The organism is Ruania halotolerans (assembly GCF_021049285.1).
In the GTDB taxonomy this organism is placed as follows: Bacteria; Actinomycetota; Actinomycetes; order Actinomycetales; family Beutenbergiaceae; genus Ruania; species Ruania halotolerans.
In genome coordinates this window covers 1,510,162-1,535,855 of the sequence record NZ_CP088017.1, presented here as the reverse complement: position 1 = coordinate 1,535,855, position 25,694 = coordinate 1,510,162, and the positions used below count along the sequence as shown (strand labels likewise).

Here is a 25,694-nt window from a genome sequence, read left to right as displayed (position 1 = left end):
ACGCGACTGTTCATCGGCGAGATCTGAATGATTCGCTCAGGCGGGACGCGCGCGGGCAGCCGCCTTCGCCGCGGCGGGGACGGCGTCGAGGATACGTTGGACCGCAGCGTCGTCATGCGCCGCGGAGACAAACCAGGCCTCGAACGCCGACGGCGGCAGGCTGACACCCGCCTGCAGCATCGCGTGGAAGAACGGCGGGTACCGCCACGACTGCGCGGCCTGGACCTCGGCATAGTCTCGCGGTCCGGCACCGCCCGACCAGCCGCACTCGGCGGCGGAGCCAAAGGCGAACGAGAACAACGTTCCGGCGCGCTGGACCACCACCGGCACACCTTCGGCTGCGAGCGCCTCGGCCACAGCCGTGGAGATCGTCGCGGCTACCTCGTGCAGGCGGGTGTACACCTGCTCGTCCGCGAGGCGCAGGGTGGTCAGCCCGGCGGCCACGGCCACCGGGTTCCCGGACAACGTGCCCGCTTGATACACCGGCCCGGTCGGAGCGAGAGCCCGCATCACGTCGGCCCGCCCGGCGAGCGCGGCCACAGGCATGCCGCCGCCGATGACCTTGCCGAAGGTGAGCAGATCAGGGGTCCAGTCGGCTTCCACACCCCACCAGCCGGCCGGGCCGGTGCGGAAGCCGGTGAGCACCTCATCGGCGATGAACAGTGCGCCGTGCTCGTGCGCCATCTCACTCACCGCCGCGTTGAACCCTGCGTCGGGAGCCACCACCCCCATGTTGGCAGCGGCCGCCTCGGTGATCACGGCCGCGATCTGGCCCGGGTGAGCCTCGAATGCGGCGTGTACGGCGTCGAGGTCGTTGTAGGGCAACACGATGGTCTGCGCGGCGAATGCGGCGGGGACACCGGCCGAGCCGGGCAACGAGAGCGTGGCCACGCCGGAGCCGGCATCGGCGAGCAGCCCGTCGGAGTGCCCGTGGTAGTGCCCGGCGAACTTGATGATCAGGTCGCGCCCGGTCACGCCGCGGGCAAGGCGCAACGCCGTCATGGTGGCTTCGGTGCCCGTGGAGACCAACCGGACCAGCTCGGCCACCGGTACCCGCTCCCGGATCAGCTCGGCGAGTTCCACCTCGGCCAGCGTGGGTGCGCCGAAGGAGAGTCCGCGGGTTGCGGCCTGCTGGACGGCGTCGACCACCTCGGGGTGGGCGTGCCCGAGGATCGCCGGGCCCCAGGAGCCGACCAGGTCCACGTACTCGCGCTCCCCTGCGTAGACATAGGGGCCGGACGCGCGGTCCACGAACACGGGATCGCCGCCGACGCCGGCGAATGCCCGCACCGGGGAGTTCACCCCGCCCGGAATCGCAGCGGCTGCTCGTTCGAACACAGATGTCGACGGTTCAGTCATCACAGTTCCTCGGTGGTCAGGCGCTGGGCCAGCTCGGTGGCCCAGTAGGTCAGGACGGCGTCGGCACCGGCACGGCGGATGGCCAGCACGCTCTCGGCGATCACGGCCTCCCGATCCAGCCACCCTTGTGCGGCCGCGGCCTCCACCATGGCGTACTCACCGGATACCTGGTACGCCCAGACCGGCACCTCACTCGTGGCAGCGACGTCGGCGAGCACGTCCAGGTAGGAGGACGCCGGTTTGACCATCACCACATCGGCACCTTCGGCGGCGTCCAGCTCCGCCTCGCGCACACCTTCACGCCGGTTGCCGGCGTCAAGTTGGTAGCTGCGGCGGTCGCCGCTGAGCTGGGAGTCCACGGCCTCGCGGAACGGGCCGTAATAGGCAGAGGCGTACTTGGCGGCATAGCCGAGCAGGGCCACATCGGTGAAGCCCTCGGCATCGAGGGCGTCGCGCACGTGGGCGACCTGCCCGTCCATCATGCCGCTCAGACCCAACAGTGCGGACCCGGCGCGCGCCTGGGCGAGGGCCATCTCGGCGTAGCGGGCGAGCGTGGCGTCGTTGTCCACCCGGCCGCTGGCGTCCAGTACCCCGCAGTGGCCGTGGTCGGTGAACTCATCCAGGCACAGGTCGGTCTGCACCACGAGCGCGTCCCCCACCTCGGCGGCGGCCACCTCAGTGGCGCGGTTCAGGATGCCGCTGGCCTCGGTTGCACCCGTCCCGGTGGCATCGCGCTGGGCGGGGACGCCGAAGAGCATCACACCCCCGACGCGTGCGCCGGCGGCCTCGGCGAGCGCGCCACGGAAGGAATCCATGGAATGTTGCACCACCCCCGGCATCGACGCGATCGGTCGGGGCTCATCGCCCTCGTGCACGAACATCGGCAGCACCAGTTCGGCCGGGTGCAGCCGCGTCTGGCGCACCAGGCGGCGCACGGCCGGGGTCTGCCGCAGCCGGCGTGGTCGGATTCTCATGACTGTTCCTCCCGTGCTGCCAGGGTCAGCGTCTCGCTCAGGGCGTCCAGCAGGTGATCGATGGTGCGTTCGCTTGCCTCGGCGCGAACCGCCAGACCTGCCTCACGTGCCTCAGCGGTGGTGACTGGGCCGATGCTGGCCACCACGGTATCGGCCGCAGGGTCCAGCGCGGCGAGCGCACGGGCCATCGAGCCGCTCGTGACAAGGACGGCATCGGCGCGGCCGGCGCGGATATCGGCACTGTCGGCGGCGGTCACGGCGGTGGCCGTCGTGCGGTAGCCGATCACGTCGGTTACCTGGCAGCCTCGCTCGCGCAGACCGTCGGCGAGAGTGGCCCGGGCAAGGTCGGAACGCAGCAGGAGCACGCGTGCACCGCCACCAGCATCCTCAGTGCCCTCAGGGCCCGGCCACACCTGCAGCAGCCCGGTCGCCGAGTAGGTGTGCTCGGGCACCAGGTCGACGGCGATCCCCGCCTCGCGCAGGGTGCTCGCCGTGGCAGGCCCCACAGCCGCCACCTTCGCCTGCAGATCCCAGCTGCGCACCAGGTCCACCGTGGCCGCGGAGGTGACCACGAGCCAGTCGTAGGCGCCTGCGGCGAGGTCCCGGCGGGCGGCCTCCACGGCGGGTTCGGTCACGGGCGTGGTCTGCAGCAGCGGCACCACCCAGGGTCTACCGCCGCATTCACGCACCCGTGCACTGACCCGCTCACCCCAGGCGCCACCGCGGGGCACCAGGATGGTCGCGCCAGCGAGGTCAGTCATGGATCCAGGCTGACGCGCCGGCGTCGAGAAGGTGGCGGGCAGCCTCGGCGCCCAGCGCCACAGCATCGGCGCCATCGACAACAGCGCCGCTGATGCGGTGGTCCACCTGGTCGCCACCGCCGGGGCGATAGGCCACCGCGTGCAGCATCAGGGTGTTACCCGTGCCAGTTGAGCCTGCAGAGTCGAGTTCGGCGTAGGCGGCCACGGGTGCAGCACACCCCGCTTCCAGGGTGGCCAGGACGGATCGTTCGGCCTGCGCGCACACCCAGGCTGCGTCGTCGTGAATCGTGGCGAGGGCCCGCATGAGGGGCAACTGGTCGCGGGCGGCGTCCTCATGACGGATCTCCACGGCGAGCACTCCCTGCCCGGGCGCCGTGGGCCAGTCGGTCAGGTTCAGGTGCTCGGTGACCACGTCATCCAGGCCCAGGCGGTGCAACCCTGCGGCGGCGAGCACCACGGCGTCGAGCTCACCGCCGGTGACGAAGGAGAGCCGGGTGCCGACGTTCCCGCGGATGTCCACCACCTCCACGTCCGGGCGGCGCGTGCGCAACTGGGCGGCGCGGCGCGGCGAACCGGTACCGATGCGTGCACCGGCGGGCAGTTCGGCGAGAGTGAGACCGTCCCGGGCGCATAGTGCGTCGCGCGGGTCTTCCCGCGTGGGGGTGGCCACCACGGTCAGTCCCGGATGCGGTGTGGTGGGCAGATCCTTGAGGGAGTGCACCACGGCGTCGCAGCGCCCGTCGAGCAGGGCGGTGCGCAACCCGGCGGCGAACACCCCGGTCCCGCCCAGGCTGGCGAGCGAGGCGCGTGTCTTGTCGCCATCGCTGGTCATCGGCACCAGTTCACAGGCCAGCCCGACGGCGGTCAGCGCGTCTGCCACAGTGCCCGCCTGCGTGCGGGCCAGGTCCGAGGCGCGGGTGCCGATCCTGGTCGCCACCGCCGTCATGGTTGCACCCCGGCCACGGCGGGACGGAAGCCGCGGCGCACGTTCTCGCAGCATCCGGGCCGGCAGACGTCGTACCAGGGCCCGAGGTCGGTCTGCGCGGGGCGCTCCGCGACCGGAGTGCCCTGCACCCGTTCGACGACGAGGTCGACCAGCCCGGCCACAAAGGCGGGGTGGATCCCGGGGGTTGCTACTCGGACCGCGGCCAGACCGTGTTCGGTGGCGGTCTCCATGGCCTCGTTGTCGAGGTCCCAGAGCACCTCCATGTGGTCGGAGAGGAACCCGAGCGGCACGATCACCACACCGTCGCGGCGGTTCGCGCCCTCCCCATCGGGCGTAGCGAGCGCAGCGATGGCGTCGTTGACGTCCGGCTCGAGCCAGGGCTGGCTCGAAGGACCGGAACGGGACTGGTACACCACCTGCCAGGGCGTGCCCTGCTCACCGATGGCTTCCATGACCACTTCGGCAACGGCGCGGTGTTGTGCGGCGTACGCACCGCCGTCACCGAGTTCGAGTGCGGCCGGGCCGGACCGTTCGGCATCGGCGGTCGGGATCGAGTGGGTGGCGAACAGGACCTCGATAGCCGTGGCGCCGCGTTCGCGTAGCTCGGCGAGGCCGCCGGCGACCGCGTCGCAGAACGGGGTGACGAACCCGGGGTGGTCGAAGTACTGGCGCACCTTGTCCACCTGCATATCCGCTCCCAGTCCGGTGGCCTCCAGGGCGTCGGCGATGTCCTCGCGGTACTGGCGGCAGCTCGAGTAGGAGGAGTACGCGCTGGTGGGGATGGCCAGGAGCCGACGGTGACCGTCGGTGTGTGCCTCGCGTAGCGCGTCGGGGACGTAGGGGGCCCAGTTCCGGTTGCCCCAGTAGACCGGTAGGTCGATGCCGCGGCCAGCGAGTTCCGCCTCCAGGGCTGCCTTCAACTGGCGGTTGTGCTCGTTGATCGGGCTGATGCCGCCGTAGTGGCGGTAGTGATGGGCGACCTCTTCGAGCCGTTCGTCGGGGATCCCACGCCCGGCGGTCACATTGCGCAGGAACGGGATCACATCGTCCTGGCCCTCGGGGCCACCGAAGCCGGCGAGCAGGATCGCGTCGTAGGCCGTGGGCTCGAGCACATGCTCCGGCCCGGCCTGAGCAGCGGCCGTGGCGGCGGGTACCAGGGCGCCCGGGGCGAGGAAGACCTCGGAGGCTGGGGGTGGTTTGAGGCCGGGTTCGATGGTCAAGAGAGCACCTCGGCGAGTTCGGCCGCGCTGATGCGCCGCCCCGTGTAGAAGGGCACCTCTTCGCGTACGTGCCTGCGGGCCTCGGTGTAGCGCAGGTCCCGCATCAGGTCCACGAGTTCGGTCAGTTCTTCGGCTTCCAGCGCGAGGACCCACTCGTAGTCGCCGAGGGAGAAGGCGGCCACGGTGTTGGCGAGCACACCTCGGAACGCAGCCCCGCGCCGCCCGTGGTCGGCGAGCATCGCCCGGCGCTCTTCCTCGGGGAGGAGATACCACTCGTAGGAGCGCACGAAGGGGTAGATGGTGAGCCACTGTTGTGGTTCTTTACCGCGCAGGAATGCGGGCACGTGCCGGGCGTTGAACTCCGCCTCGCGGTGGATGCCCATCATGTTGAACGTGGGCAGCAGGGGGCGCAGGAGGGCGGTGCGGCGCAGCGTGCGCAGGGCCGCCTGCAGGTCTTCGGCGCGGGGGCCGTGCAGCCAGATCATCGCGTCCGAGTCAGCCTTGAAGCCGGAGACGTCGTAGAGACCGCGCACGGTGACGCCAGGCGTGGCGGTGAGCGCCTGGTCCAACTCGGCGACGGCATCGGCGGGGGCTGCGGCACTGTCACCGTGCGGATCGCGCCGGAGCACGGCCCACAGCGTGTAGGCGTGTGGCTGCTCGACGGCCTCGCCGGTGGGAGTTGGCTCGCTCTCAGCGGGACCGGTGGTCGCAGGATTCATTCCATCACCATAAACCGGCGTGCTGACGCCGATTGTGACGCCTCGTCACCTCAGTCGCCCGCGGCGGCCTCCCGCCCGGCGGCGGTGGCGTCGGGTACCACGGAGGCGAGCCCGGATCCGCAGATCCATGCGCCCGTCACGCTGAGCGCTTCCAATCGACCGACCGCTTCGCGCAGCGGGCCGGCGGCGTGTGACGTTGCCCACGAGAGCACCGGCGCGGGCGGGTGCAGGCGGGTGTGAGCGAGGGCATCGAGGGCATGTTCGGGCCACGGCGGTGTGCCCGTGAGCACTCCCGCGTCCCGCAGGGCAAGCGCACGCTGGGCGGCAGCGTCCCCGGCGGGCACGATCCCTGGCCCGTACGAGAGCCTGACGACGGCCCTCGCTTCATCCTGCGTGCCATCCTCGCTCGCTGCGTTCAGATGCACCGATCCACCGTTGACCGCACGGGCCACCCAGTCCCATTTGGCACTCGCATAGGTGAGTGCTTTGGCGCCATGGCCGGGCTCGGCGACGAGTGTGCCCGCCTGTGTGTGGGCGGGAAGATCGGCGGTGCGAACTACGAGGGTGAGGAGGTCAACCTCCTGAGCGCGGGGCCACGATGCGGCAATCTCCCGAAGGGCAGCCAGGCTCTCGGTGGCCCCATCGTCGTCGGTGGCAGTGGGACCGTCAGGGGCGAGGAAGTCCCACGTGGGCGGGGCGGTCGCGAGGATCACGCTCCGGGCACTGATCGCACCACCGTCGTTGCCGTCGCTGCTGGAGTTGCCGTCGTTGCTGGAGTTGCTGGCAGCACTCTCGCTGGCGGAGCACGCTCTGCTCGGCCGGTGACCGTACAGGATCTGCCACTGGCCCGCGGTTCCCGGGCGGTCGATGCGGTGCAGCGCCTGGGCGGGGGCCGCCGTCAGGAGTGTGACGCCACGGGCGCGCAGATCCTCGGTGAGGGCGCTGACCAGGCGGTGCATGCCGCCGTCGATGCCGGCGACGGCGCTGCCTGCGGGGGCGGCGGCACGGATGCTGGCCAGGGCGGCGGCAAGAGAACCATAGGTGGTGAGGCGTTCGTGGATTCCGGGCAACAGCACCTCGGCACTGAGGTTCTCCGGTTCGACGGAGTGCACCCCGCGCACGATCGGGCGCACGAGTGCGTCCAGGACGGCGTCGCCCATCCGGCTGCGGACGAGGTCGGCCAGACTGATCGGCGCTGCATCGCCTGAGGTCGGGGCTCCGAGGGTGAGGTCCTGGCGAGCACGAGCCAGGCCGTCTGCGCCCAGCACGTCGGCAAGTCCGGGGGCGCCAAGGTCGGTGGGGATGCCGAGGACTCCGGCGGCTGGCAGCGAGTGGAGGACGCCGTGGTGCAGCACGCGGGCCGGCACGGGGGCGGGGGTGGCCAGGGGGAGGTTGAGCTCGGCGGCGAGGGCGGCGACGGTGCCGCCGCGGGTAGCGAAGCTCTCCGCCCCGGAGTCGAGCGTGAGGCCGGCGAGTTGGTGGCTGCCGACGAGTCCGCCAAAGGTGGCGGAGGCCTCGATGAGCACTACTGCTGCGCCCTCGATCGCGGCAGCGCGGGCGGCCACGAGGCCCGCCACTCCCCCGCCGATCACGACGACATCAGCGTCGTGGCTCACGGGGCCGGCAGTCATGCGTCCTGCTCGTGCACCCATGTAACGAGCCGGGTGAGCACCTCAGGGTCGGTGTCCGGAGGCACGCCGTGGCCCAGGTTGAGGACGTGTGCGGGCGCGGCGCGGCCTGATTCGAGAACCTGTGATGTGTGGGCGGTGAGCGCGGGCAAGCCGGCGGAGAGCATGGCCGGATCGATGTTGCCCTGCAGGGGGACGCCGGGCAGGGCGGCAGCGGCTTGGTCCAGGGGGGTACGCCAGTCCACGCCGACGACGTCCACGCCCACCTCATGCATGGCGCCGAGCAAGTGGCCGGTACCGACGCCGAAGTGCACTGTGGGGACGTCGCCGAGAGCGCGGACAGCGGTGAGCGCCTGAGCCGAGTACGGGGCGACAAACGCGCGGTAGTCGGCGAGGGAGAGGCCGCCCGCCCAGGAGTCGAAGAGCTGGGCTGCGGAGGCACCGGCGCGGATCTGCGCGGTGAGGAAAGTGCCGGTGAGCTCAGCGATCCAGCTCATCAGGTCGGCCCAGACCTCGGGCTGGGCGTGCATCAGGGAACGGGCGGAGAGTTGGTCCTTCGACGGTCCGCCTTCCACGAGGTAGGCGGCGAGGGTGAACGGTGCGCCGGCGAATCCGATGAGCGGGGTGGAGCCGAGTTCGGCGGTGAGGCGGCGGATCGACTCGACGATCGGTTCGAGTGCGTCGGTGGTGAGCGTGCGCTCACGCAGTGCGGCGACGTCCGCGGAGGTGCGGACGGGGTGTGCGAGCACGGGACCCTTGCCGGGGACGATGTCGACGTCCACACCCGCGATCTTGAGGGGGACGACGATGTCGCTGAAGAAGATCGCGGCGTCGACTCCATGGCGGCGCACTGGCTGCATGGTGATCTCGGTGACCAGCTCGGGGTCGAGGCAGGCGTCGAGCATTCGCGTGCCGGTACGCAGTTCACGGTATTCAGGGAGCGATCGGCCGGCCTGTCGCATGAACCAGACCGGGGTGGTCGCGGGCCGCTGGCCACGGTAGGCACGGATCAGTGGAGCCTCAGCCGTGGGGCCGTGCAGGGGGTGCCCCTCGGGAAGGGACTGAGTGTCAGGCGTTGGCCGTGCCGAGGAGCCGGGCTGGGCGGAAGAGAGACTCACACTCTCGATTCTTACACCTGCCCGTGGAGTGGGCGGACCATGATGACCGTGGGGCCGGGCCAGTCAAGGTTCTCGTGCTCCTCGACCGGGAGGAATCCGAGGGCGCGATAGAAGGCGCGAGTCTGGGCGTATGGTTCGTGGTCAAACGACGGGCCGACGGTGTGCACGGTCAGCATCACGCACCCGTCACCGGCGAGATCGGCAGCGGCGCGCTCGACCAGTGCTCGGCCCACTCCCTTCCCTCGAACCCCTGGTGAGACGGCGATGAGGTGCAGTTCGGCGGATTCCGGAAAGTGCCGTTCGATCTGTGCCACACCCACCGTGCAGGCACTCCCGCTTTCGGTCGTGACCGCGATCAGACTGACGAACTGATCCGAAACGGCATCAGCCACGTAGTTGTCGATCGCCTCCGAGTCGGCGAACCAGTCAGGCAAGGACTCCAGAATGACTCGGGTCGCCTCTGGATCTCGATCGGTCACAACAGCGATCATGCGGCGAACCTACCGCGCAGAGCGGCCACGATCGCGCCTCGCGCTCACGGAGGGTGCCATTCGACATGGGCATGCCGATGTCCCCGTCGGCGGGTAGATCGTCGGCGGGGCCGGGGCGGGCCGGTCAAAACGGAGGTGGATCCGTGCCTGGTGGCGATTTCTTCGTGCCTGGTAGTGAGCCGTCACGCCGCGCGGGGTCGGCGTGATCGTCTGGGTCGGTGCGGAATCGTGGTGGTGGTGGTGTGGCGGTGGCTGTCTTCTTCATGGCGGTGATGGCGCGTTCGCGCACTCTGGCCACGTGCGGGTCGAGCACGCCGAACGGGCTGCTCTGACTGTGACCGGGTGGGCCGCTGGTTTTGCCATCGGATGAGCGGTGTGATCGCACTCCGGGCGGGCCACCCGTTCTCCCACTGGGCGGGGCACCAGTTCTCCCACCCGATGGCGGCCCGTTTCCAGGGCTGCCGGGGATGGGGAAGGTGCCGGTAGTGGTGACGAGGTAGTGAACTCCGTCGGGGTCTGTCCAGAGGTAGGTCCCGGGGGTGATCATCAGGTAGGACCAGCCCGCATGGGTTTTCGCTCGATGGTGACGTCGACACAACGCGGTCAGATTGGCGGTACTGGTAGGCCCACCCTGGTCGTAGGGGATGGTGTGGTCCTGATCAGCAGCCCGGGCGGTGCGCTGACAGTACGGGAACCGGCAGTGACTATCGCGCAGGATGATCTGTTCGCGTAGTCGTGGGTTGGCTTCATAGGTGCTCGCGCTGTAGTGGGCGTTCAGATCGATCACTGGTCGCACGATCACCCGCCCCGCCGCCTGGCACCAGGAGCGGACCTGCTCGGTGGTGACCGGGGACCTGGTGTTCTCACACCGCCCGATGGCCCCGGTGCTGAACACACTGCCCGCGGCGTAATCTCGCCTCTCACCATTGCCGGGTTTGAGAGCGTCGGCGGGCAGGTGGAGGTAGAGCATCACCGTGCGACCAATCGCACCGTGGCCTGCACCTGAGTCTGTGCCGGCTACGTCGGGGGTGAGGGTTTTGGTCCCAGCGCCAGTACCTGCCCCAGCACCGGTGTCGGTCTCGGCGTCGGCACCGGTGTCAGTGTTGGTGTCGGTCTCTGCCAGTGGGAGGGTGCCTTGCCCTCTCGCGAGGTCACCCACAGCGATGGAACGGCGCACGTCCTCACTCGTGCCGGGCAAGAGTGTTGCGAGAGCCCGGGCACGATCACGAACCGCTGCGTCCAGATCGAGAGCATCAGCAACCTCCAACCCGCCATCAACCTGCACGATCGCCCCCGAGCCCGCCACACCCGAGGTGGCGACCTCGTCGAGGTGGATATCGAACCGGCGCCCCTCCAACGCTGCCTCACGATCGGCTTCTGCCTGTGCGGGGTCGAAAGACTCCATCGCAGCGGCCACGGTGCGTTCAATCTGACTGGTGCTGCAGGTGCCGATGGTCCAGGCGACCTGAGCATCGACCCACCCAGCACCGGCGGCGGGGAGCTTCTTCGTCAACCGGGCCACCGCCCGGGCGCGGTGGAGACTGATCTGCCCGGCCCGCACCCGGCCCCACAACACCGGCAACCGGTACGCCAACTCCACAATCGAGCCGACGTAATAGAGCGCTGCTTCGTTGGATTGCCCGAGCGCGGCCGCTAACCGGGTGAACCCCAGATCCGAGACCAACGGCGCCCCCGGACCGGCCAGCCGCATCGGCTGCTCGGTCCCAGGAAGCCCGGCGTCCACCTCGGGGTCGAACACTGGCGTCCCGGAAGCGAGGTTACCGGGGTCGATGGCGTGCTCACGCACCCACGCCACGACCAACTCAGCACACTCGACATCCACCGCCCGGGCCGCCGTCCGGTTCTGCCGCACAGCAGCCAACACAGTGCCCCCGGCCGAAGCCGAGAACACCAAACCGCTGGCTGTCGAAGTCATGTCTAGATCATCCCAGCGACCACCGACATTGCCCCGTTTACCCAGGTCAGCGAACGGATCCGATGGCGATCGATGCCCAGGCGACCGGCGTCGAATAGGCTGCACCATGGTCACTCCACCGCCCGCCGCGGGATACCACGACCCAGCCCATTTCGTCCTCATCCCCGGAGCCGGCTGCGATGCCGACTACTGGGGCGCACTCGGGACCGCCCTCACCTCCCACGGCCGCTCGAGTACCGCCGTCGACCTTCCATGCACGGACGAGCGAGCCCACCTCGAGGACTACGCGAGCGCCGTCGTGCACGCCATCCAAGGTGACCTCGCTGCCCACGGGCGCGACATCCACCTCGTGGCCCATTCGTTCGGGGCGTTCACCGCCGGACTGGTGCCGGACCGGCTTCCCGTGCATCGCCTCACCCTGATCAGTCCGATGATCCCCGCGCCCGGGGAGTCCGGCGCCGACTGGTGGGCCGCCACCGATCAGGACGCAGCCCACCGGGAAGCCGCCGAGGCAGCCGGCTTAGACCTCCCCCTCGGCATCAGCGACCTCTTCTACAACGGCTTAACCGCCGATCAGCGCGAGGCGGCCACCGCCTGGGAACGCGACCAAGCCGACGCAGCCTTCACTCAACCCTGGCCCGGCGCACGCTGGCCCAGCACGCCGACGACGGTTCTCGCCTTCGCCCAGGACCGCCTGTTCCCGCCCGCGTTCGTTGCGCGCATCGCTGCCGACCGTCTTGGCACCACAGCGCCGGTTCAGCAGGTCCCCGGCGGCCATATGGGCATGGTAAGTCACCCTGTGGAGCTGGCGGCCGCCGTCATCGGCTAATAGGGAAACCGTCATCAGATCATCAGGCACCCTGGCCCGTCCGGGGAATACCTGCCCGCTCGGCCGGGTTGGACCGGGATGAGTTACGCACCTATGACGGACGACGAGATTCAGGCGTTCATCCGCGCAACGCCCGCCCGCACTGTCGCCGTCGCCACCACCCGCAAGGACGGGCGCCCGCATGTGGCACCCGTCTGGGTGGACTTCGACGACGAGGCAGATGCGATCGTGTTCAACACCGGCGCCGACACTGTGAAGGGACGATCCCTGGCGCGCACAGGGCAGGTGGCGTTGACCTTCCACGACGATGTCCCGCCGTTCAACTTCGTGAGCATTGAAGGCACGGTGGAGCTGATCGACGATCTCACCCAGGTGCACACCTGGGCCACCCGGATCGCGTCCCGGTACATGGGTCCCGATCGGGCACAGGAGTTCGGTGACCGCAATGGGGTGCCGGGTGAGCTACTGGTCCGCGTGACACCGACGAAGGTCATCGCCGCCCGCAACTTGGCCGACTGACCGCGTTCGGCCCGCGCGCAGCGAACTCCGAGGGTGGCCTCGGCCACATCCCGGGGCACTCGGTTCTCGATCAAACCGCGCGATCACGCGCTCGGCAAGCGTCCAACCCTCGGGAACTGACAGCCCGTCCGATCCTCGCCCACGAGCCGCACTTACGATGGTTGGCGTGCTTGTCTGCGTGAGCGCCAGTCACCGCACGGCTGACTTCTCGCTCCTCGAACGACTCTCCTCCGGTCACGGCGGAGCTGCCACGCATCTGACCGATCCGGAGGTGCGCGGCGCCGTCGTCGTGGCCACGTGCAACCGGTATGAGTCCTATCTCGACGTCGAGGCCGATTCGGACACCGCGGCGCAGGACGTCCTTGATCGAGCACTCGAGCGCATCGCCGCCAATGCAGGACTGACCGAACCTGAACTGCGCCCCCGCACGCGCATGATGAAGGCCAGCCGGGTGGCGGCACACCTGTTCGCCGTGGCGAGCGGGCTGGACTCCGTGGTGCTCGGCGAAGACGAGATCGCGGGCCAGGTGCGCCGGTCCCTGGCCGACGCCCGCAAAGCGGGGACCACCACAGCCTCTTTGGAGCGGCTCTTCCAGATGGCCTCGGCGACCTCGCGCGGTGTGAAGAACACCACGAAGATCAACGCTGCCGGCCGGTCCATGGTGCGCCTGGCCCTCGACCTGGCCGAGACGCGGCTGCCGTCGTGGTCGCAGACGAAGGTGCTGATCATCGGCACTGGCGCATACGCCCGCACCACCCTCGCGGCGCTGCGGGATCGGGGCGTGGGCGTGGTGGACGTGGCCTCCCCGTCCGGACGGGAGCGCCGCTTCGCCGTCCGGGACGGCGTCCAGCCGATCAGTCACGAGAATCGCGCCGCGTCGCTCGCAGCAGCGGACCTGGTCATCACCTCCACGAACGTGGTCGCTCTCAGCACCGCCGATCTCAGCGCCGCTGGGCGGGACCCTGGCCACTCGTTGCTGGTGATCGACCTCGGCCTGCCCGCGAACGTCGACAAGGACGTGGCGCACCACGGTGGTGTCGACCTGCTCGACCTGGAGACGATCAGTCTGCATGCGCCCGTGCAGGAACTGAATGCGAGCGCCGAAGCCTTCGATCTGGTGGACCAGGCAGCGAAGGACTTCGAGCAACGCAGCGCCGAGGATTCCGCCGCCCCGGCGATCGTGGCCTACCGCACTCACGTAGAGCAGGTGTTGGAGGCTGAGCTCGCCCGAGCGCGCGCCCGCGGGGATGAGGACGATGAGACCGAGCGCGCACTGCGGCATTTCGCCAGCGTGCTGATCCACACCCCGACCACACGAGCCCGGGAGGCTGCGGCCGGCGGGCGCCTGGGTGAGGTGGTCGCGGCGATGCGCACGCTGTACGGGATCGAGGTAGCTGCCGACGGCGAACCGCCGCAGGCGAGCCAGTCGGGCACCGTCGCCCTCCCCTGACCGCCCAGGTGCGCCGCACCGTGCGGAGTCTGGCAGTGTGGCCCGGGTGAGCACCTACTCCACTCTGGACGCATTCGACTTCCCTGTGGCCCTCGCGGTCTCCACCCGCCACAAGATCCTCAGTCTCGACGGCGATACCGAGGCCGTCCGAGATTGGAAGTCCGTGACGAAGCCCCTGACGGCGTTGGCGACCTTGATCGCTATCGATCGCGGGTACGTGGGCCTGGACTCCCCCGCCGGCCCAGAAGGCGCAACGGTGCGGCACCTGCTCGCACATGCCTCCGGATTGCCGGTCGAGGACGGTGGACCGGTGCAGCGTCCCGGGCAACGCCGCGTGTACTCGAACGTCGGGTTCGAGACACTCGCTGGCCACGTCTCGGCTGCCGTGGGCACCGACTTTCCCGTGTGGACCCGCGATGTGGTGCTGGAGCCGCTGGAGATGAGCAGTGTGGAGTTCCAGGGCAGCGCCGCACACGCAGCGTCCGGCAGCACCCTGGACGTGCTCGCACTGGGACTCGAAATGCTGACCCCGACCCTGATTGACCCCGAACTCGCCCGGATCGCCCGCAGCGTGCATTTCGAGGGATTGAGCGGGGTACTGCCCGGGTTCGGGAACCAGGCACGCAACGACTGGGGTCTCGGCTACGAGATCCGGGGCGAGAAGTCGCCGCATTGGACGCCCGCGGAGGCGAACCCGGCCACATTCGGCCACTTCGGGCAGTCCGGGAGCTTCGTCTGGGTGGACCCCGACGCTCACCTGGTCGCTGCCTTCCTCGGCGAGAAGCCGTTCAGCGCCGACCTACACGGGCAACTGTGGCCGCGTCTCACTAGCGAGATCCTCGCCGCCCACCGCTGAATCGGCGCTCACGCACAGGGCGGCAAATGCGCTGAGCACCCGGTGCGCGGCAGAGACGTCCGCACGGGCGGTACGCGCGATCACCTCGGCCACAGCGTCCGGAGCGAAATACCCGGCGTCTGCGTACACCTCGATCCGCAACCGGACGGCGTCTGCGTCCATCTCCGGGTGGAACTGGGTGACGTACTGGCCCGGACCGAAGCGGTACATCTGCACCGGGCACGCCGCCGACGTGGCCAGCACGACGGCGCCCGGTGGGGTGGCCGAACATGCCTCCTTGTGACCGACGTAGGCAGTGAAGCGGCCCGGCATGTCCGCCAGCAACGGATCCGTCCGAGCCGCCTGGGTGAGGGCGATCTCGACGGCGTCGGTGTCCTCCGCGTAAGTGCGGTCCACCTGGCCGCCCGCCCAGGTGCCCACGATCCCGACGCCGTAACACAGGCCAAGGAAGGGCACCTGGTGGCGGGTGACAGTGTTGAGGACGTCCAGCAGTGTTGCTTCCACGGCCCGCTGCACAGGCGACTTGGCAAGCTCGGGCGTGGTCACCGTGAAGGGGCTACCGCCCAGGATCACTCCCGAGTACTGGGTGAGCTCACCGACGTGGTCACCGCGATCGAGGCGCACCCGTACCAGCTCGGACTCACTCAGCCCGGTGTGCTCGAGCACACTCGCATACTCGGCATCGGCGGCCACGTCCTCCGAGCGGGAGGCGAGGAAGCACAGCGGACGGATCACGAACAGTAGTCTCTCGCATACACCCCGCTGCAGTGCTCGCCTCAGGCCCGGCGTTCAGCACCTGGACATCTCGAGCCGCGATGGGTCCGATAGTGATGGTGCAAGCCACCTATGGGTCGAATATTCGGCCCGGCTGAGGGGCGACGGCGTCGACTGGACGACGCTGCGGGACCGGCGCAGTGGGACCGGCTGAGACAATCAGCTCAATGACTCTTACCCTGCCCGCGGACCCGACCGATGATGACGCGCTCGTCGAGACCTTTACTGCGTGGGCCGAAGACCGCGGGTTGAGCCTCTATCCGCACCAGGAGGAGGCGCTGCTGGAACTGGTTACCGGCGCGCACGTGATCTGCTCCACGCCCACCGGGTCCGGGAAGTCGCTGATTGCCGTTGCTGCCCACTACGTAGCTCTGGCCCGCGGCGTGCGCACTGTCTACACCGCCCCCCTGAAGGCGCTGGTCAGTGAGAAGTTCTTCGACCTGGTGGAGATCTTCGGTGCCGATCAGGTGGGCATGGTCACCGGGGACTCCGCCATCAACTCCGATGCCCCGATCCTGTGCTGCACGGCCGAGATCCTGGCCAACCGTGCGCTACGAGCCGGGGACAACACCGATGCCGGCCAAGTGGTGATGGACGAGTTCCACTTCTACGCCGACCCGCAGCGCGGCTGGGCGTGGCAGGTGCCGCTCCTAGAGCTCACCGGCGCTCAGTTCCTGCTGATGAGCGCCACCTTGGGGGACGTGAGCTACTTCGCCGAAGATCTCACCCGCCGGACGGGTTCGCCGGTTGCGGTGATCGCGAATACCGAGCGCCCGGTGCCGTTGACGTTCACGTACTCCATCGAGCCGTTGAACGAACTGATCACCGAGCTCCTCGGCACCCACCGCACGCCCGCCTACCTGGTGCACTTCACCCAGGCAGCCGCCGTCGCACAGGCACAGGCGCTGACCTCCGTCTCGGTCGCATCGAAGGCACAGAAAGAACGCATTGCGGCGGCCCTCGGCGACGTGAGCTTCGCCAAGGGGTTCGGATCCACCCTCTCCCGGCTACTGCGCAGCGGCATCGGTGTGCACCACGCCGGGATGCTGCCCCGGTACCGGCGCCTGGTCGAACGACTCGCCCAGTCGGGACTGTTGCCGGTGATCTGCGGCACCGACACCCTCGGCGTCGGCATCAACGTGCCGATCCGCACCGTAGTACTCACCGGGCTCACCAAGTTCGACGGGGTCCGCGCCCGGCATCTGAGCGCCCGGGAGATGCACCAGATCGCCGGTCGGGCCGGACGGGCGGGCTTCGACACCGTCGGCGAGGTGATCGTGCAGGCACCCGAGCACGTGATCGAGAACGCGAAGGCGCTCACCAAGGCCGGCGACGACGTCAAGAAGAAGCGCAAGATCGTGCGCAAGAAGGCCCCCGCCGGGGTGGTGAACTGGACCGACAAGACCTTCGAACGATTGCGGGACGCCGACCCAGAGCCGCTCACCTCCCAGTTCGCGGTGTCCCACGCGATGGTGCTCGGGGTCCTGGCGCGCGAGGGCGACCCGCTGGCCGCGATGCGGCGACTGCTCACGGAGAACCACGACGCACCGACAGATCGCAACCTGCACGTGCGCCGAGCAATCTCCATCTATCGCACGCTGCGTCAGGCCGGGCTCGTCGAGCGGGTAGTGGATCGGGACGGCGATGGCCCGACTATCCGCCTCGTCGGTGAGGTACCGGACGATTTCGCGCTGAACGCACCGCTCTCCCCCTTCGCGCTCGCCGCCCTGGAGTTGCTCGACCAGGACCACCCGGACTTCGCACTCGACGTGGTCTCGGTGATCGAGGCGACTCTGGAGGATCCGCGACCGGTCGTCATCGCCCAGGAGAAGGCCGCGCGCGGCGAAGCGGTGGCGGCCATGAAGGCCGAGGGGATGGATTACACCGACCGGATGGATGCCCTCGATGAGGTCACCTATCCACGCCCGCTGGCCGAGTTGCTGACGGCGGCCCTGGCCGAGTTCCGAACCACCAATCCGTGGGTGGACGATTACGAACTCAAACCCAAGTCCGTGGTGCGAGACATGGTCGAGCACGCGATGACGTTCTCCGAGCTGATCTCCCGGTACCAGCTGGCCCGCAGCGAGGGCGTGGTGTTGCGCTATCTCACCGACGCCTACAAGGCGCTTCGCCAGGTGGTGCCCGCGTCGATGCGGACCGAGGAACTCGCCGCGCTGATTGAGTGGCTCGGTTCGGCCGTGCGACAGGTGGACTCGTCTCTGCTGGCCGAATGGGAGGCGCTGCAGCAAGGAATGCCGCCGGCGCACGAACTGGGAAGGGAAACCGACCAGACCGGCGCCGAGGACGAGGAAGCTCGATTCGGTCCGGGACCTGATGCCCCGATCACCGCGAACCCGCGCACGTTCCGGGCACTGGTACGCAACGCCGTCTTCCATCGGGTGGAACTGGCCGCCCGGGAGGCCTACGACGCTCTCGGAGCAATGGACGGCGCGATCGGCTGGACTTCGCAGCGGTGGGCTGAGGCGATGGACGGCTACTGGGACGAGTACGACCACCTGGGCATCGGGCCACAGGCGCGCGCTGGATCGATGGTGCGGATCACCGTCGCGGAACAGGAGTGGCAGGTGGAGCAGGTTCTGGATGACCCAGAGGGCGACCGGGACTGGCGGCTCCGGGCACGCGTGGACCTGGCCGCGAGCGCCGAGGCGGGTCGCGTGATGCTGACCGACCTTGACCTGGGACCAGCCACCGCTCAGGGGTGAGGCGATGGTGCGCGCTCCCCACCCCGCGGCAATCCGCGCAGTGACCTGCGCCCGTACGATGAACCGGTGAGCGATCAGGCGGCGGGCTGGTACCCGGACCCCACCGGGGAGAACCAGCAACGCTATTGGGACGGGGATTCCTGGACCGATTACTACGCCCCGGCGCTGCCCGCGCAGGAAGAGCCGAGCGGTCCGGAGACGGCGCACGAGGACTATCCCTACCTGGCCGAGGTCACCCATCAACGCCCCGATGTGATGGTGGCGCCGGGCACGCCGGGTGCGTGGTCGACGTCCTCCGCGTGGGGCACCCCGGCCGAGGGGAAGGACGATTCGGGCACCAAGGTGTTCGGCGCGGGGGTGCGGAACACCCCGGGTGGTGTGGCTGCTGTCGCGTCGCTGGTGGTGCTGGCCGTGCTGCTGGTGGCGGGGATCGGCTGGTGGGTGGTGTCCGGGATGAGGGGCGACGATCCGGATCCGTCAGGCGGATCGACCGGAGGCTCCGGCACCGGTTCGGTCACCACGGGAACCGTGACTCTCACCGACACGATCGATGCACTCGTGGAGGAGGACGGTCGATGGGAGGGCACGCTCTCGTTGTCGGAGGCGACAGTGCTGTTGCTCGACGTACGGACCGATAGCGGTGAAGATCTCGAGGTGAGCGTGCAGGATTCCTCCGGCGCCGAAGTGGCCGGTGGTGACGACCGCGGCCGCGAACTCACGGAAGGGCTCGGCGGAAGCTCTCTGGACCCGCTGGTCACCGCTGAACTCGAGGGGGGCGAGTACACGGTGATCGTGACCGAGCTGGACGGTGAACGGAGTGGGTTCACGGTGGGGGCCACGCCAGTGGTCGAGGACGTCGAACTCGAGCTGCCGACGGCTGCCTCGGTGCCGGCGAGCGGGTACTGGGCAGGGTCGATCGACCTCCCCGCGGATGGCGCGTACGCAGTGGACGTGCGCGACTCCGACGGCAACGATCCCGTGCTGGTCACCATCGCCTCCGACGGGCGGGTGCGTTCCAATGACGACAGGGATCCGCAGAATGATGACCGGGACCCGTTGCTCGAGACCCAGTTTCCCGCCGGCACCGTAGTGCTGCTCGTGACCGAATGGTCTGAAGATGCCACGAACGTCACCGTCACGGTGGAGGCCAGTTGATGGTGACCACGCCCGCGACCACCGCGCTGGATCGTGCTGGTATCCGCTATGGCAGCCACCCGTATGAGCATGACCCGGCGAGTGAGCTCAGCTACGGGCTCGAGGCAGCCGCTGCGCTCGACGTAGAGCCGGAGGTGGTGTTCAAGACGCTCGTGACCCGCGTGGACGGGCTACGCGGTCAGGGCCTCGCGGTGGCGGTCCTCCCGGTGGCCGCCACGCTCGATCTCAAGGCGTTCGCCCAGGCGCTCGGGCACAAGAAGGCCACCATGGCCGAGCCAGCCGCTGCGCAGCGATCCAGCGGATACGTCACCGGCGGCATCTCCCCCATCGGACAGCGCACCGCGCTGCCCACCGTGATCGATGCCTGCGCTGAGCCGCTCGAGCGCATGTACGTCTCCGGGGGGCGTCGCGGATTCGACCTCTCCCTGTCGCCGCAGGATCTCGCTCGGGTGACGCGGGGGCAGTTCGCGCCGATCGCGCGAACCTAGCGGTCCCGCCGCAGAGGTTCACCCTCACGACGGGACCACCGGGTCGCTACTGTCCCAGCTCGTTCTGTAGGTCCTCCTGTGCCTGGTCGAGTGCCTCGTGAGGCGGAACCCCGTTCTCGAAGATCTCGTTGAGAGTGACGGTCGTCAAGGTGCTGTCTACGGACGGCAGATCAGGGTTGGCGAATGCCTCGAAGTGGCCGATCTCTCCCTGAACCTCGTTCAGCACGTCAAACAGGTTCGTCTGGAAGTACTGGTTGAACTTGTTGTCCTCCGCGTGGGTGACCTCCTGATCGGCCCACACCTCCATGTTGACCGGGTCGAAGCCGAGTAGCTCCCAGACCGCCACGTTCGCCTCCGGCGAGAGCTTGGCGAAGGCGAGCCACTCGGCCGCGATCTCCGCGTCCGGGGACGCCTCGAGTACCGCCGTGCCCGTGCCGCCACCACCAATGGTGGCCACTGCGCCGTCCTCGACCACCGGTGCGGGGGCGATCGCCACCTGTCCGGCCAAGTCGGGCATGTAGTCGACGAAGCGTGAGGTGTACCAAGCCGGATAGACGATGGCGGCGTAGTCGCCGGCGTTGATCGCGCCGTACGCTTCCTCGTCGTCGGGACTGCCGCCCGGAATGGTCCCGATCGCGCCGGCGTTCAGCATCTGCTGCTCCAGCTCGAGCGCCTCAACCACTTCAGGACTGTTGATGGCCACCGTCCCGTCGTCAGCGAAGTAGCTCCCGCCCAGTTGGGCGACGATCAGCGCCTCACGAAAGGCCACACCCGTGCTTGCCACTCCGAACGTCTCGCCGGTCTCCTCGTTGTAGGTCACCCCGGCGTCTTCGAAGTCCTGCCACGTCTCGATCGTGGTGTAGTCGATTCCGGCTTCCTCGAGGAGTGCGGTGTTGTAGAAGGAGACCATGGCTCCGACGTGGGTGGGATAGCCATAGATCGTGCCGTCCCTGCTGTACAGATCGAGTCTCGCCTGCACGATGTCGTCGATGTAGGGCTCCGCTGCCGCACCGAGGTCCGCCAGTGGAGGGTTGGATCCGCGCACGAAGTTGGAGAACTTGTTCACCTCAATGTCCACCACGTCAGGCAGCCCCTCACCAGAGTTCACCGCGAGTTGCAGCTTGTTGTGCATATCGTCATACGGGTAGACGGTGATCTCGAGATCGATGGGGCGATCCGGATTCTCCTCGTTCCAGCGCTGCTCCATCTGCTCGTAGTAAGTGGCGTGGAGCTCGGCGAAGACCCACATGTCCAGGCTGTGGGTGCCATCGTCGTTCGGCCCACCGTCCTCGTCGCCACCGCCGCTGCATGCCGCCAGCATTGCAGTGGCAACTCCCAGCGCAGCCAGGGACGTCACTTTTCGTCCTCGTATCATCACGTGCCTCCGATTCATTTCGTGGTATTCGCAGATCAGCCTTTGAGTGCGCCAGCGGTCATGCCGGCAACGAAGAAGCGTTGAAAGAGCAGGAACAGAACAAGAACAGGAACTAGCGAGAAGAATGCGCCAATGATCAACAGTTCATAGTTGTTGGCATGCGGCGTCAGCAAGGTGTTGAGACCTATTGGAAGCGTAAATTTCTCCGCCGAACGCAACACCAAAAGCGGCCAAAGAAAATTGTTCCAAATAATCATTCCATTAAGAATCGCCATCGCCGCCACTGCGGGGCGCGCGACGGGAAGGACGAGCTTGAAGAAGATTCCGAACTCGGTGACACCGTCGACACGCCCGGCCTCAAGTAACTCGTGCGGAATCCCGAGGAAGTACTGGCGAAAGAAAAAGATCGTCACCGCGGCCGCCAGAAAGGGCAACACGATCACAATATATGTGTCCGCGAGTCCCATGTCGTTCACGAGAACGTACATCGGCAACATCATCATTTCAAACGGAACGGTCATCAACAGTAGTACGGCGACGAACCCGGCATTCTTTCCGCGAAAGTTGTACATAGCAAATCCGTACGCAACGAACGAACTCACGAGAAGCGTGCCCGCTACTTGCACAACGGTCAGCACAAATGTGTTGATGAACCACCGAAAGTACATCCCAGAGTCGGTGAACAGCATCACATAGTTGTCGAACGACAGGCTGCTCAGGTCGATGTCCGTCGTGACCCCGTTGCGGATGATGTCGTTCCCATCCTGGAACGTGCCAACAAATATCGCGACGAGCGGGACAAGGACGATGAGGGCGATCACCACCAGGAAACCGGTCATGACCGCTGCGAAGAGCCTGCGCGGAAGGACGTGCTTTCGCCGGGCCGGCAGTATCGAGGTCATCGGGCATCGTCCTTCTTGAAGGTTCCGGACAGTGTCAGGTTGGTGATGTTGATCGCCATGATCACGACCAGCAGGACGACTCCGACGGCAGACGCGAACCCGAGGTCGTTCTCTTGAACACCCTGGCGGTACAAGTACCCGACGACAGTCAGACCTTGGTTATTCGGCGAGTTGTTCCCGGCATAGAGCATGAAGCTCTCGAGGAACATCGCCAGGCCGCCGTAGACACTGATGGTCGTGACGTACACGATCGTCGGCTTCAGATTCGGCACGGTAATGCGGAAAAATGTCTGAAACTTGTTCGCGCCGTCGATCGACGCCGCCTCGTAATACTCAGTGGGAATCGACTGCATTCCAGCAAGGAAGTACATCATGTTCACACCGCTGTATCGCCACATTGCCAGGGCGAGCAGTGCTACGAGGCCGGGGATGTCCTCACGCAGCCACCTCACAGGATCCAACGAAAAGAAGCCGAACACCTGATTCATCAGCCCAGATTCCGACTCGGCGTACATCAGCCGGAAAATGATTCCTGCCACGACCACAGAGGTCAGCGCCGGAACGAACAAGGACGCCTTGAAGAGCCCTTTGACGCGCGAGTTGCCAATCTTCGAATTGACAATGGCCGCCAGGATCATGGGGATTGGAATGAGTAGTACTAAGGTAAAAACCATGTAGCGCACACTGTTGAACAGCGCTTTCCAGAACACCCGATCGCGCCATAGGCGCTCATAGTTATCGAACCCGATGAACGTGGCGTTTCCATACAGCACTTCCTGCAAGCTCATGAGGACGGATCGACCCAGCGGGAGCATCCAGAACACCGCGAGGGTGATGACGAACGGCGCGATGAAAAAGTAGGGCGCCAGTCGTTGCGAGTACAGGATTTTCTTCACATTGTTCCATTTCGCTCTTGTGACATCAGGCTGGGCAATGCGGGTGCGGGCTCAAGGTAGGACCCGAGCACACCGGATGCCTCGGTCCGGTGGTGCGACCGCGACGGTCTCGATCGCACCACCGGCCGATCACCTCAGCCGATCAGGGTCGGTGTGCCTCACTCGTTCGAGTCCTCATCGAACAGGCGCGGCGCGAAGTCGGCGAGCGCGTGCTGCCAGGTGTCCCACCCGTGCGGACCCTCGAACCAGCCGTCGAACTCGTACTCGATTCCCAGACGATCGAACTCAGTCATGGTGCTTACTACCGAGTTGTAGGTGAAGTCCGTGATGTTCCCGTTGTACAGGCGCAGTAGAGCGGTGCCGTCGTTGATGGCTCCTACATCCAGATCACCACCGGAGTAGCCCGCCGAGAAAGCCCCGATGTAGGCGAACTCTCCTGGCTCAGAAGCCAGGAGGCGCAATGTCTGAAAGCCGCCCATGGACAGGCCCGCCAACGCCCGATCCTCGGGATCGCCACTGACGTGGAAGGTGCTTTCGGCAGCCGGAACGATGTTCTCGAGCAACTCAGCGGTGAAGTCGCCGACATTCCCGTTGCCCATCACCACCACCATGGGTTCGAGGTTGTCGTCCAGGAAGTGGTTGTCGAGGATGTTCCGGGCCTGCCCCATCTCGGTCCAGTCGGTGTAGTTCTGCCCGCCACCGTGCTGCAGGAAGAACACTGGATACGGCTCCGCACGTTCGGCGTCGTATCCCGGTGGCGTCCACACCAGTGCGGTGCGGGTCTCGTCGGCGACGGTGCTGTCGTACGTCATCTCCTGTATCTGACCGCCCTCACCCTCGGGTACCGGTGTGACGAGGTGCGCACTCGCTCCCGGGACGAAGAACTGGCTCCAGGTAGGTTCACTCGTGACGCTCGTCGGGTTGCCGGTGTCCTTCTGGGCCTCCATGTCCACGATCAAGCGGTAGTGGTACCACCCTGGTTCGAGCGGACCCACGGTTCCCCGCCAACGGTCCCCTGCACGGGTGAGCTCGACACGGGTCCACAGGTGACTGGCGCCCCAGTTCGCCCAGACCGTCACGTGCTCGGCGTCGGCGAACTCGGCAGTGGTCTCGAAGGTGACGAAGCCGTCTTCGCTGACCCACGGGGTGGGCGTCGTCCCCGAGGGCGGCGTCTCGAAGGGAGCGTCGATGGCCTCGTGTCCAGGACTCATGCCATCGAATGGACCGTCCTGAAACAGGCGTTGGGCGAAGTCGGCAAGATTCTCCTGCCAGGCGTCCCAATTGTGCCCGGCGTCCGGATTCGCGCCGTCGAACTGGTAGTCCACACCGGCTTCGTCCAACTGCTCCATGGCGTGGTAGACGTCGTTGTACGCCACATCTGTCGGGTTACCCACATAAAGTCGCAGCAGGTCAGTTCCGGCGTTGATGTCTTCGACGGGGAGATCGTCAAGGTCGCCGAATCGGCCCGCTCCGAACGTGCCGATGTGGGAGAACTTGTCAGGGTCGGAGACCAGCACGTCGAAGGTCTGCCCGCCGCCCATCGACAGTCCGGCGAGCGCGCGTTGCGCCGGATCACGACTGACGTTGAACCGACGCTCGGCTTGATGCGTGATGTGGCGGAAGAGCTCGTCCCTGAAGCTGGAGACGTTGCCGTTGGCCATGATCACGACCATGGGCTCGATGGCACCTCGTTCGTAGAGGTTGTCGAAGATCTGTGCGGCGCGCCCGACCTCCACCCAGTCGCGGAAGCTCTGCCCACCGCCATGCTGAAGGTAGAGCACCGGGTACCGTTCGCGACGGTCCCGGTCGTAGCCGGGCGGAGTCCATGCCAGCGCCGACCGCTCTTCGTGTGCCAAGGAACTCCGGTAGGAGAACTCCTGCACCTGTCCGCGTTGTTGCGCGTGGACGTCGGTCAGGAGCTCGGCGCCCTCCCCCTCGACCAGGAACGTGCTCCATTCGGGCTCGGAGGTCACCTGTGTCGAGTTGGTGGGGTCCTTCACGGGAAAATGATCGTCAGCAGTGACTTGGTAGTAGTAGTGCCCGGGATCGAGCGGACCGAGAACGCCGGTGGCCGTGTCGCCGCGGATCGTCAGGCCAAACTCGGCCCAGTTCGCCGAGGGGCCGAAGTTTCCCTCGGCGACGATCTGGCTGACATCGCGATCAAGCATCGACTCGACCTCGCTCACCGGGATGGAGAAAGTGGCGAACCCGTTCTCGTCGACGGTCAGCCAGTTCTCGTCAGCGCTCGCTGGTGCGGCCAGGGTGACTAAGCCGGACAGCACCAGGGCTGCCCCGGCGCCACCCGCCACCACTCGCCGCCGATACGAGACGGCGGGACGTCGTTGGTTCTGAACAACACTCACACGTGACTCCTCTCCGCTGAGGTGCCTGCACTCCCGCCGGTCCCTTCGTCGGGACCAGCACGCGACCAAGACGGGCAGGTTGAACGTCATGCCACGTTGTACACCTGTGACCTGCATTTTTACTACGTGGTAAGTCGCACGCTTCTATACTTCAGATCTGATAGACACTTGTCAAGGCCGCAGCATCCCGTGCGGCGGCCGCACCAGACAGA

Annotated in this window: 22 protein-coding genes; 7 read left to right on the top strand and 15 right to left on the bottom strand. The window is 67.4% G+C overall.

From position 1 onward, the window contains the following. Positions 1–36: 36 nt before the first annotated feature. The 10 genes from hemL to LQF10_RS06660 all read right to left on the bottom strand — a co-directional run bounded on the left by hemL (position 37) and on the right by LQF10_RS06660 (position 11,152). A complete protein-coding gene (gene hemL, locus LQF10_RS06705) occupies positions 37–1,359 on the bottom strand; it encodes a glutamate-1-semialdehyde 2,1-aminomutase (protein ID WP_231066708.1) in 1,323 nt (440 codons plus the stop codon). Next, the gene (hemB, locus tag LQF10_RS06700; RefSeq protein ID WP_231066707.1) at positions 1,359–2,333 is read right to left on the bottom strand and encodes a porphobilinogen synthase; all 975 of its coding nucleotides are present in this window, start codon (positions 2,331–2,333) and stop codon (positions 1,359–1,361) included. Before hemB ends, hemL begins: the two co-directional genes overlap by 1 nt. Further along, positions 2,330–3,094, bottom strand: coding sequence for a uroporphyrinogen-III synthase (locus tag LQF10_RS06695; protein WP_231066706.1), 765 nt, complete (start codon positions 3,092–3,094; stop codon positions 2,330–2,332). The genes hemB and LQF10_RS06695 overlap by 4 nt, the downstream gene beginning before the upstream one ends. Then, positions 3,087–4,040 carry a hydroxymethylbilane synthase gene (hemC, locus tag LQF10_RS06690; RefSeq protein ID WP_231066705.1) on the bottom strand — a complete coding sequence of 318 codons (954 nt, stop codon included), beginning with the start codon at positions 4,038–4,040 and terminating at the stop codon, positions 3,087–3,089. Before hemC ends, LQF10_RS06695 begins: the two co-directional genes overlap by 8 nt. Then, complete coding sequence (locus LQF10_RS06685) at positions 4,037–5,254, bottom strand: ferrochelatase (protein WP_231067266.1); 1,218 nt, start codon at positions 5,252–5,254, stop codon at positions 4,037–4,039. The genes hemC and LQF10_RS06685 overlap by 4 nt, the downstream gene beginning before the upstream one ends. A gap of 2 nt (positions 5,255–5,256) precedes the next feature. After that, positions 5,257–5,979 (bottom strand): hydrogen peroxide-dependent heme synthase, encoded by a 723-nt coding sequence (hemQ, locus tag LQF10_RS06680; protein WP_231066704.1) that lies wholly within the window; start codon positions 5,977–5,979, stop codon positions 5,257–5,259. 50 nt (positions 5,980–6,029) lie between these two features. Next, positions 6,030–7,610 carry a protoporphyrinogen/coproporphyrinogen oxidase gene (locus tag LQF10_RS06675; protein WP_231066703.1) on the bottom strand — a complete coding sequence of 527 codons (1,581 nt, stop codon included), beginning with the start codon at positions 7,608–7,610 and terminating at the stop codon, positions 6,030–6,032. After that, positions 7,607–8,725: a uroporphyrinogen decarboxylase gene (gene hemE, locus LQF10_RS06670; RefSeq protein ID WP_231066702.1), complete on the bottom strand. Its 1,119-nt coding sequence runs from the start codon at positions 8,723–8,725 to the stop codon at positions 7,607–7,609. The genes LQF10_RS06675 and hemE overlap by 4 nt, the downstream gene beginning before the upstream one ends. An 11-nt stretch (positions 8,726–8,736) precedes the next feature. Continuing rightward, positions 8,737–9,216, bottom strand: coding sequence for a GNAT family N-acetyltransferase (locus LQF10_RS06665; RefSeq protein ID WP_231066701.1), 480 nt, complete (start codon positions 9,214–9,216; stop codon positions 8,737–8,739). 124 nt (positions 9,217–9,340) lie between these two features. Beyond that, positions 9,341–11,152, bottom strand: a complete 1,812-nt coding sequence (locus LQF10_RS06660) for an HNH endonuclease (RefSeq protein WP_231066700.1) — start codon at positions 11,150–11,152, stop codon at positions 9,341–9,343. A gap of 106 nt (positions 11,153–11,258) precedes the next feature. On the opposite strand from LQF10_RS06660, the gene LQF10_RS06655 reads away from it, so the two are divergent. The 4 genes from LQF10_RS06655 (at position 11,259) to LQF10_RS06640 (ending at position 14,806) form a co-directional block, all read left to right on the top strand. Next, positions 11,259–11,981 carry an alpha/beta fold hydrolase gene (locus LQF10_RS06655; RefSeq protein ID WP_231066699.1) on the top strand — a complete coding sequence of 241 codons (723 nt, stop codon included), beginning with the start codon at positions 11,259–11,261 and terminating at the stop codon, positions 11,979–11,981. 78 nt (positions 11,982–12,059) lie between these two features. After that, entirely contained in the window at positions 12,060–12,500 is a 441-nt protein-coding gene (locus LQF10_RS06650; protein WP_231066698.1) for a PPOX class F420-dependent oxidoreductase, read from the top strand. Positions 12,501–12,678: 178 nt separating this feature from the next. Continuing rightward, positions 12,679–13,950, top strand: a complete 1,272-nt coding sequence (locus LQF10_RS06645; protein WP_231066697.1) for a glutamyl-tRNA reductase — start codon at positions 12,679–12,681, stop codon at positions 13,948–13,950. Between the two features lie 46 nt (positions 13,951–13,996). Continuing rightward, a complete protein-coding gene (locus LQF10_RS06640; protein ID WP_231066696.1) occupies positions 13,997–14,806 on the top strand; it encodes a serine hydrolase domain-containing protein in 810 nt (269 codons plus the stop codon). On the opposite strand, the gene LQF10_RS06635 is transcribed toward LQF10_RS06640, so the two are convergent. Continuing rightward, positions 14,750–15,541, bottom strand: coding sequence for a glutamine amidotransferase (locus LQF10_RS06635; protein WP_231066695.1), 792 nt, complete (start codon positions 15,539–15,541; stop codon positions 14,750–14,752). The genes LQF10_RS06640 and LQF10_RS06635 overlap by 57 nt on opposite strands. Positions 15,542–15,747: 206 nt before the next feature. Between LQF10_RS06635 and LQF10_RS06630 the strand changes: the two genes are divergently transcribed. The 3 genes from LQF10_RS06630 to ybaK all read left to right on the top strand — a co-directional run bounded on the left by LQF10_RS06630 (position 15,748) and on the right by ybaK (position 19,946). After that, positions 15,748–18,303, top strand: coding sequence for a DEAD/DEAH box helicase (locus LQF10_RS06630; RefSeq protein WP_231066694.1), 2,556 nt, complete (start codon positions 15,748–15,750; stop codon positions 18,301–18,303). 66 nt (positions 18,304–18,369) lie between these two features. Then, entirely contained in the window at positions 18,370–19,458 is a 1,089-nt protein-coding gene (locus LQF10_RS06625; protein ID WP_231066693.1) for a DUF2510 domain-containing protein, read from the top strand. Beyond that, entirely contained in the window at positions 19,458–19,946 is a 489-nt protein-coding gene (gene ybaK / locus LQF10_RS06620) for a Cys-tRNA(Pro) deacylase (RefSeq protein WP_231066692.1), read from the top strand. The genes LQF10_RS06625 and ybaK overlap by 1 nt, the downstream gene beginning before the upstream one ends. Positions 19,947–19,992: 46 nt before the next feature. On the opposite strand, the gene LQF10_RS06615 is transcribed toward ybaK, so the two are convergent. The 4 genes from LQF10_RS06615 to LQF10_RS06600 all read right to left on the bottom strand — a co-directional run bounded on the left by LQF10_RS06615 (position 19,993) and on the right by LQF10_RS06600 (position 25,482). Continuing rightward, positions 19,993–21,303, bottom strand: a complete 1,311-nt coding sequence (locus tag LQF10_RS06615; RefSeq protein ID WP_231066691.1) for an ABC transporter substrate-binding protein — start codon at positions 21,301–21,303, stop codon at positions 19,993–19,995. 53 nt (positions 21,304–21,356) lie between these two features. Further along, entirely contained in the window at positions 21,357–22,223 is an 867-nt protein-coding gene (locus tag LQF10_RS06610; protein ID WP_231066690.1) for a carbohydrate ABC transporter permease, read from the bottom strand. Beyond that, on the bottom strand, positions 22,220–23,119 hold the full coding sequence (locus LQF10_RS06605; protein ID WP_231066689.1) for a carbohydrate ABC transporter permease: 900 nt from the start codon (positions 23,117–23,119) through the stop codon (positions 22,220–22,222). Before LQF10_RS06605 ends, LQF10_RS06610 begins: the two co-directional genes overlap by 4 nt. A 158-nt stretch (positions 23,120–23,277) precedes the next feature. Further along, positions 23,278–25,482, bottom strand: a complete 2,205-nt coding sequence (locus LQF10_RS06600) for an alpha/beta hydrolase (protein ID WP_231066688.1) — start codon at positions 25,480–25,482, stop codon at positions 23,278–23,280. Positions 25,483–25,694: the final 212 nt, after the last annotated feature.

What these genes read in the sequence shown, in the direction of transcription:
- hemB (WP_231066707.1), bottom strand. Translation starts at nt 2,333, where the DNA reads ATGAGAATCCGACCACGCCGGCTGCGGCAGACCCCGGCCGTGCGCCGC.
- LQF10_RS06675 (WP_231066703.1), bottom strand. Translation starts at nt 7,610, where the DNA reads ATGACTGCCGGCCCCGTGAGCCACGACGCTGATGTCGTCGTGATCGGC.
- LQF10_RS06660 (WP_231066700.1), bottom strand. Translation starts at nt 11,152, where the DNA reads ATGACTTCGACAGCCAGCGGTTTGGTGTTCTCGGCTTCGGCCGGGGGC.
- hemL (WP_231066708.1), bottom strand. Translation starts at nt 1,359, where the DNA reads ATGACTGAACCGTCGACATCTGTGTTCGAACGAGCAGCCGCTGCGATT.
- LQF10_RS06655 (WP_231066699.1), top strand. Translation starts at nt 11,259, where the DNA reads ATGGTCACTCCACCGCCCGCCGCGGGATACCACGACCCAGCCCATTTC.
- hemQ (WP_231066704.1), bottom strand. Translation starts at nt 5,979, where the DNA reads ATGAATCCTGCGACCACCGGTCCCGCTGAGAGCGAGCCAACTCCCACC.
- LQF10_RS06650 (WP_231066698.1), top strand. Translation starts at nt 12,060, where the DNA reads ATGAGTTACGCACCTATGACGGACGACGAGATTCAGGCGTTCATCCGC.
- ybaK (WP_231066692.1), top strand. Translation starts at nt 19,458, where the DNA reads ATGGTGACCACGCCCGCGACCACCGCGCTGGATCGTGCTGGTATCCGC.
- LQF10_RS06665 (WP_231066701.1), bottom strand. Translation starts at nt 9,216, where the DNA reads ATGATCGCTGTTGTGACCGATCGAGATCCAGAGGCGACCCGAGTCATT.
- LQF10_RS06610 (WP_231066690.1), bottom strand. Translation starts at nt 22,223, where the DNA reads ATGACCTCGATACTGCCGGCCCGGCGAAAGCACGTCCTTCCGCGCAGG.
- LQF10_RS06695 (WP_231066706.1), bottom strand. Translation starts at nt 3,094, where the DNA reads ATGACTGACCTCGCTGGCGCGACCATCCTGGTGCCCCGCGGTGGCGCC.
- hemC (WP_231066705.1), bottom strand. Translation starts at nt 4,040, where the DNA reads ATGACGGCGGTGGCGACCAGGATCGGCACCCGCGCCTCGGACCTGGCC.
- LQF10_RS06630 (WP_231066694.1), top strand. Translation starts at nt 15,748, where the DNA reads ATGACTCTTACCCTGCCCGCGGACCCGACCGATGATGACGCGCTCGTC.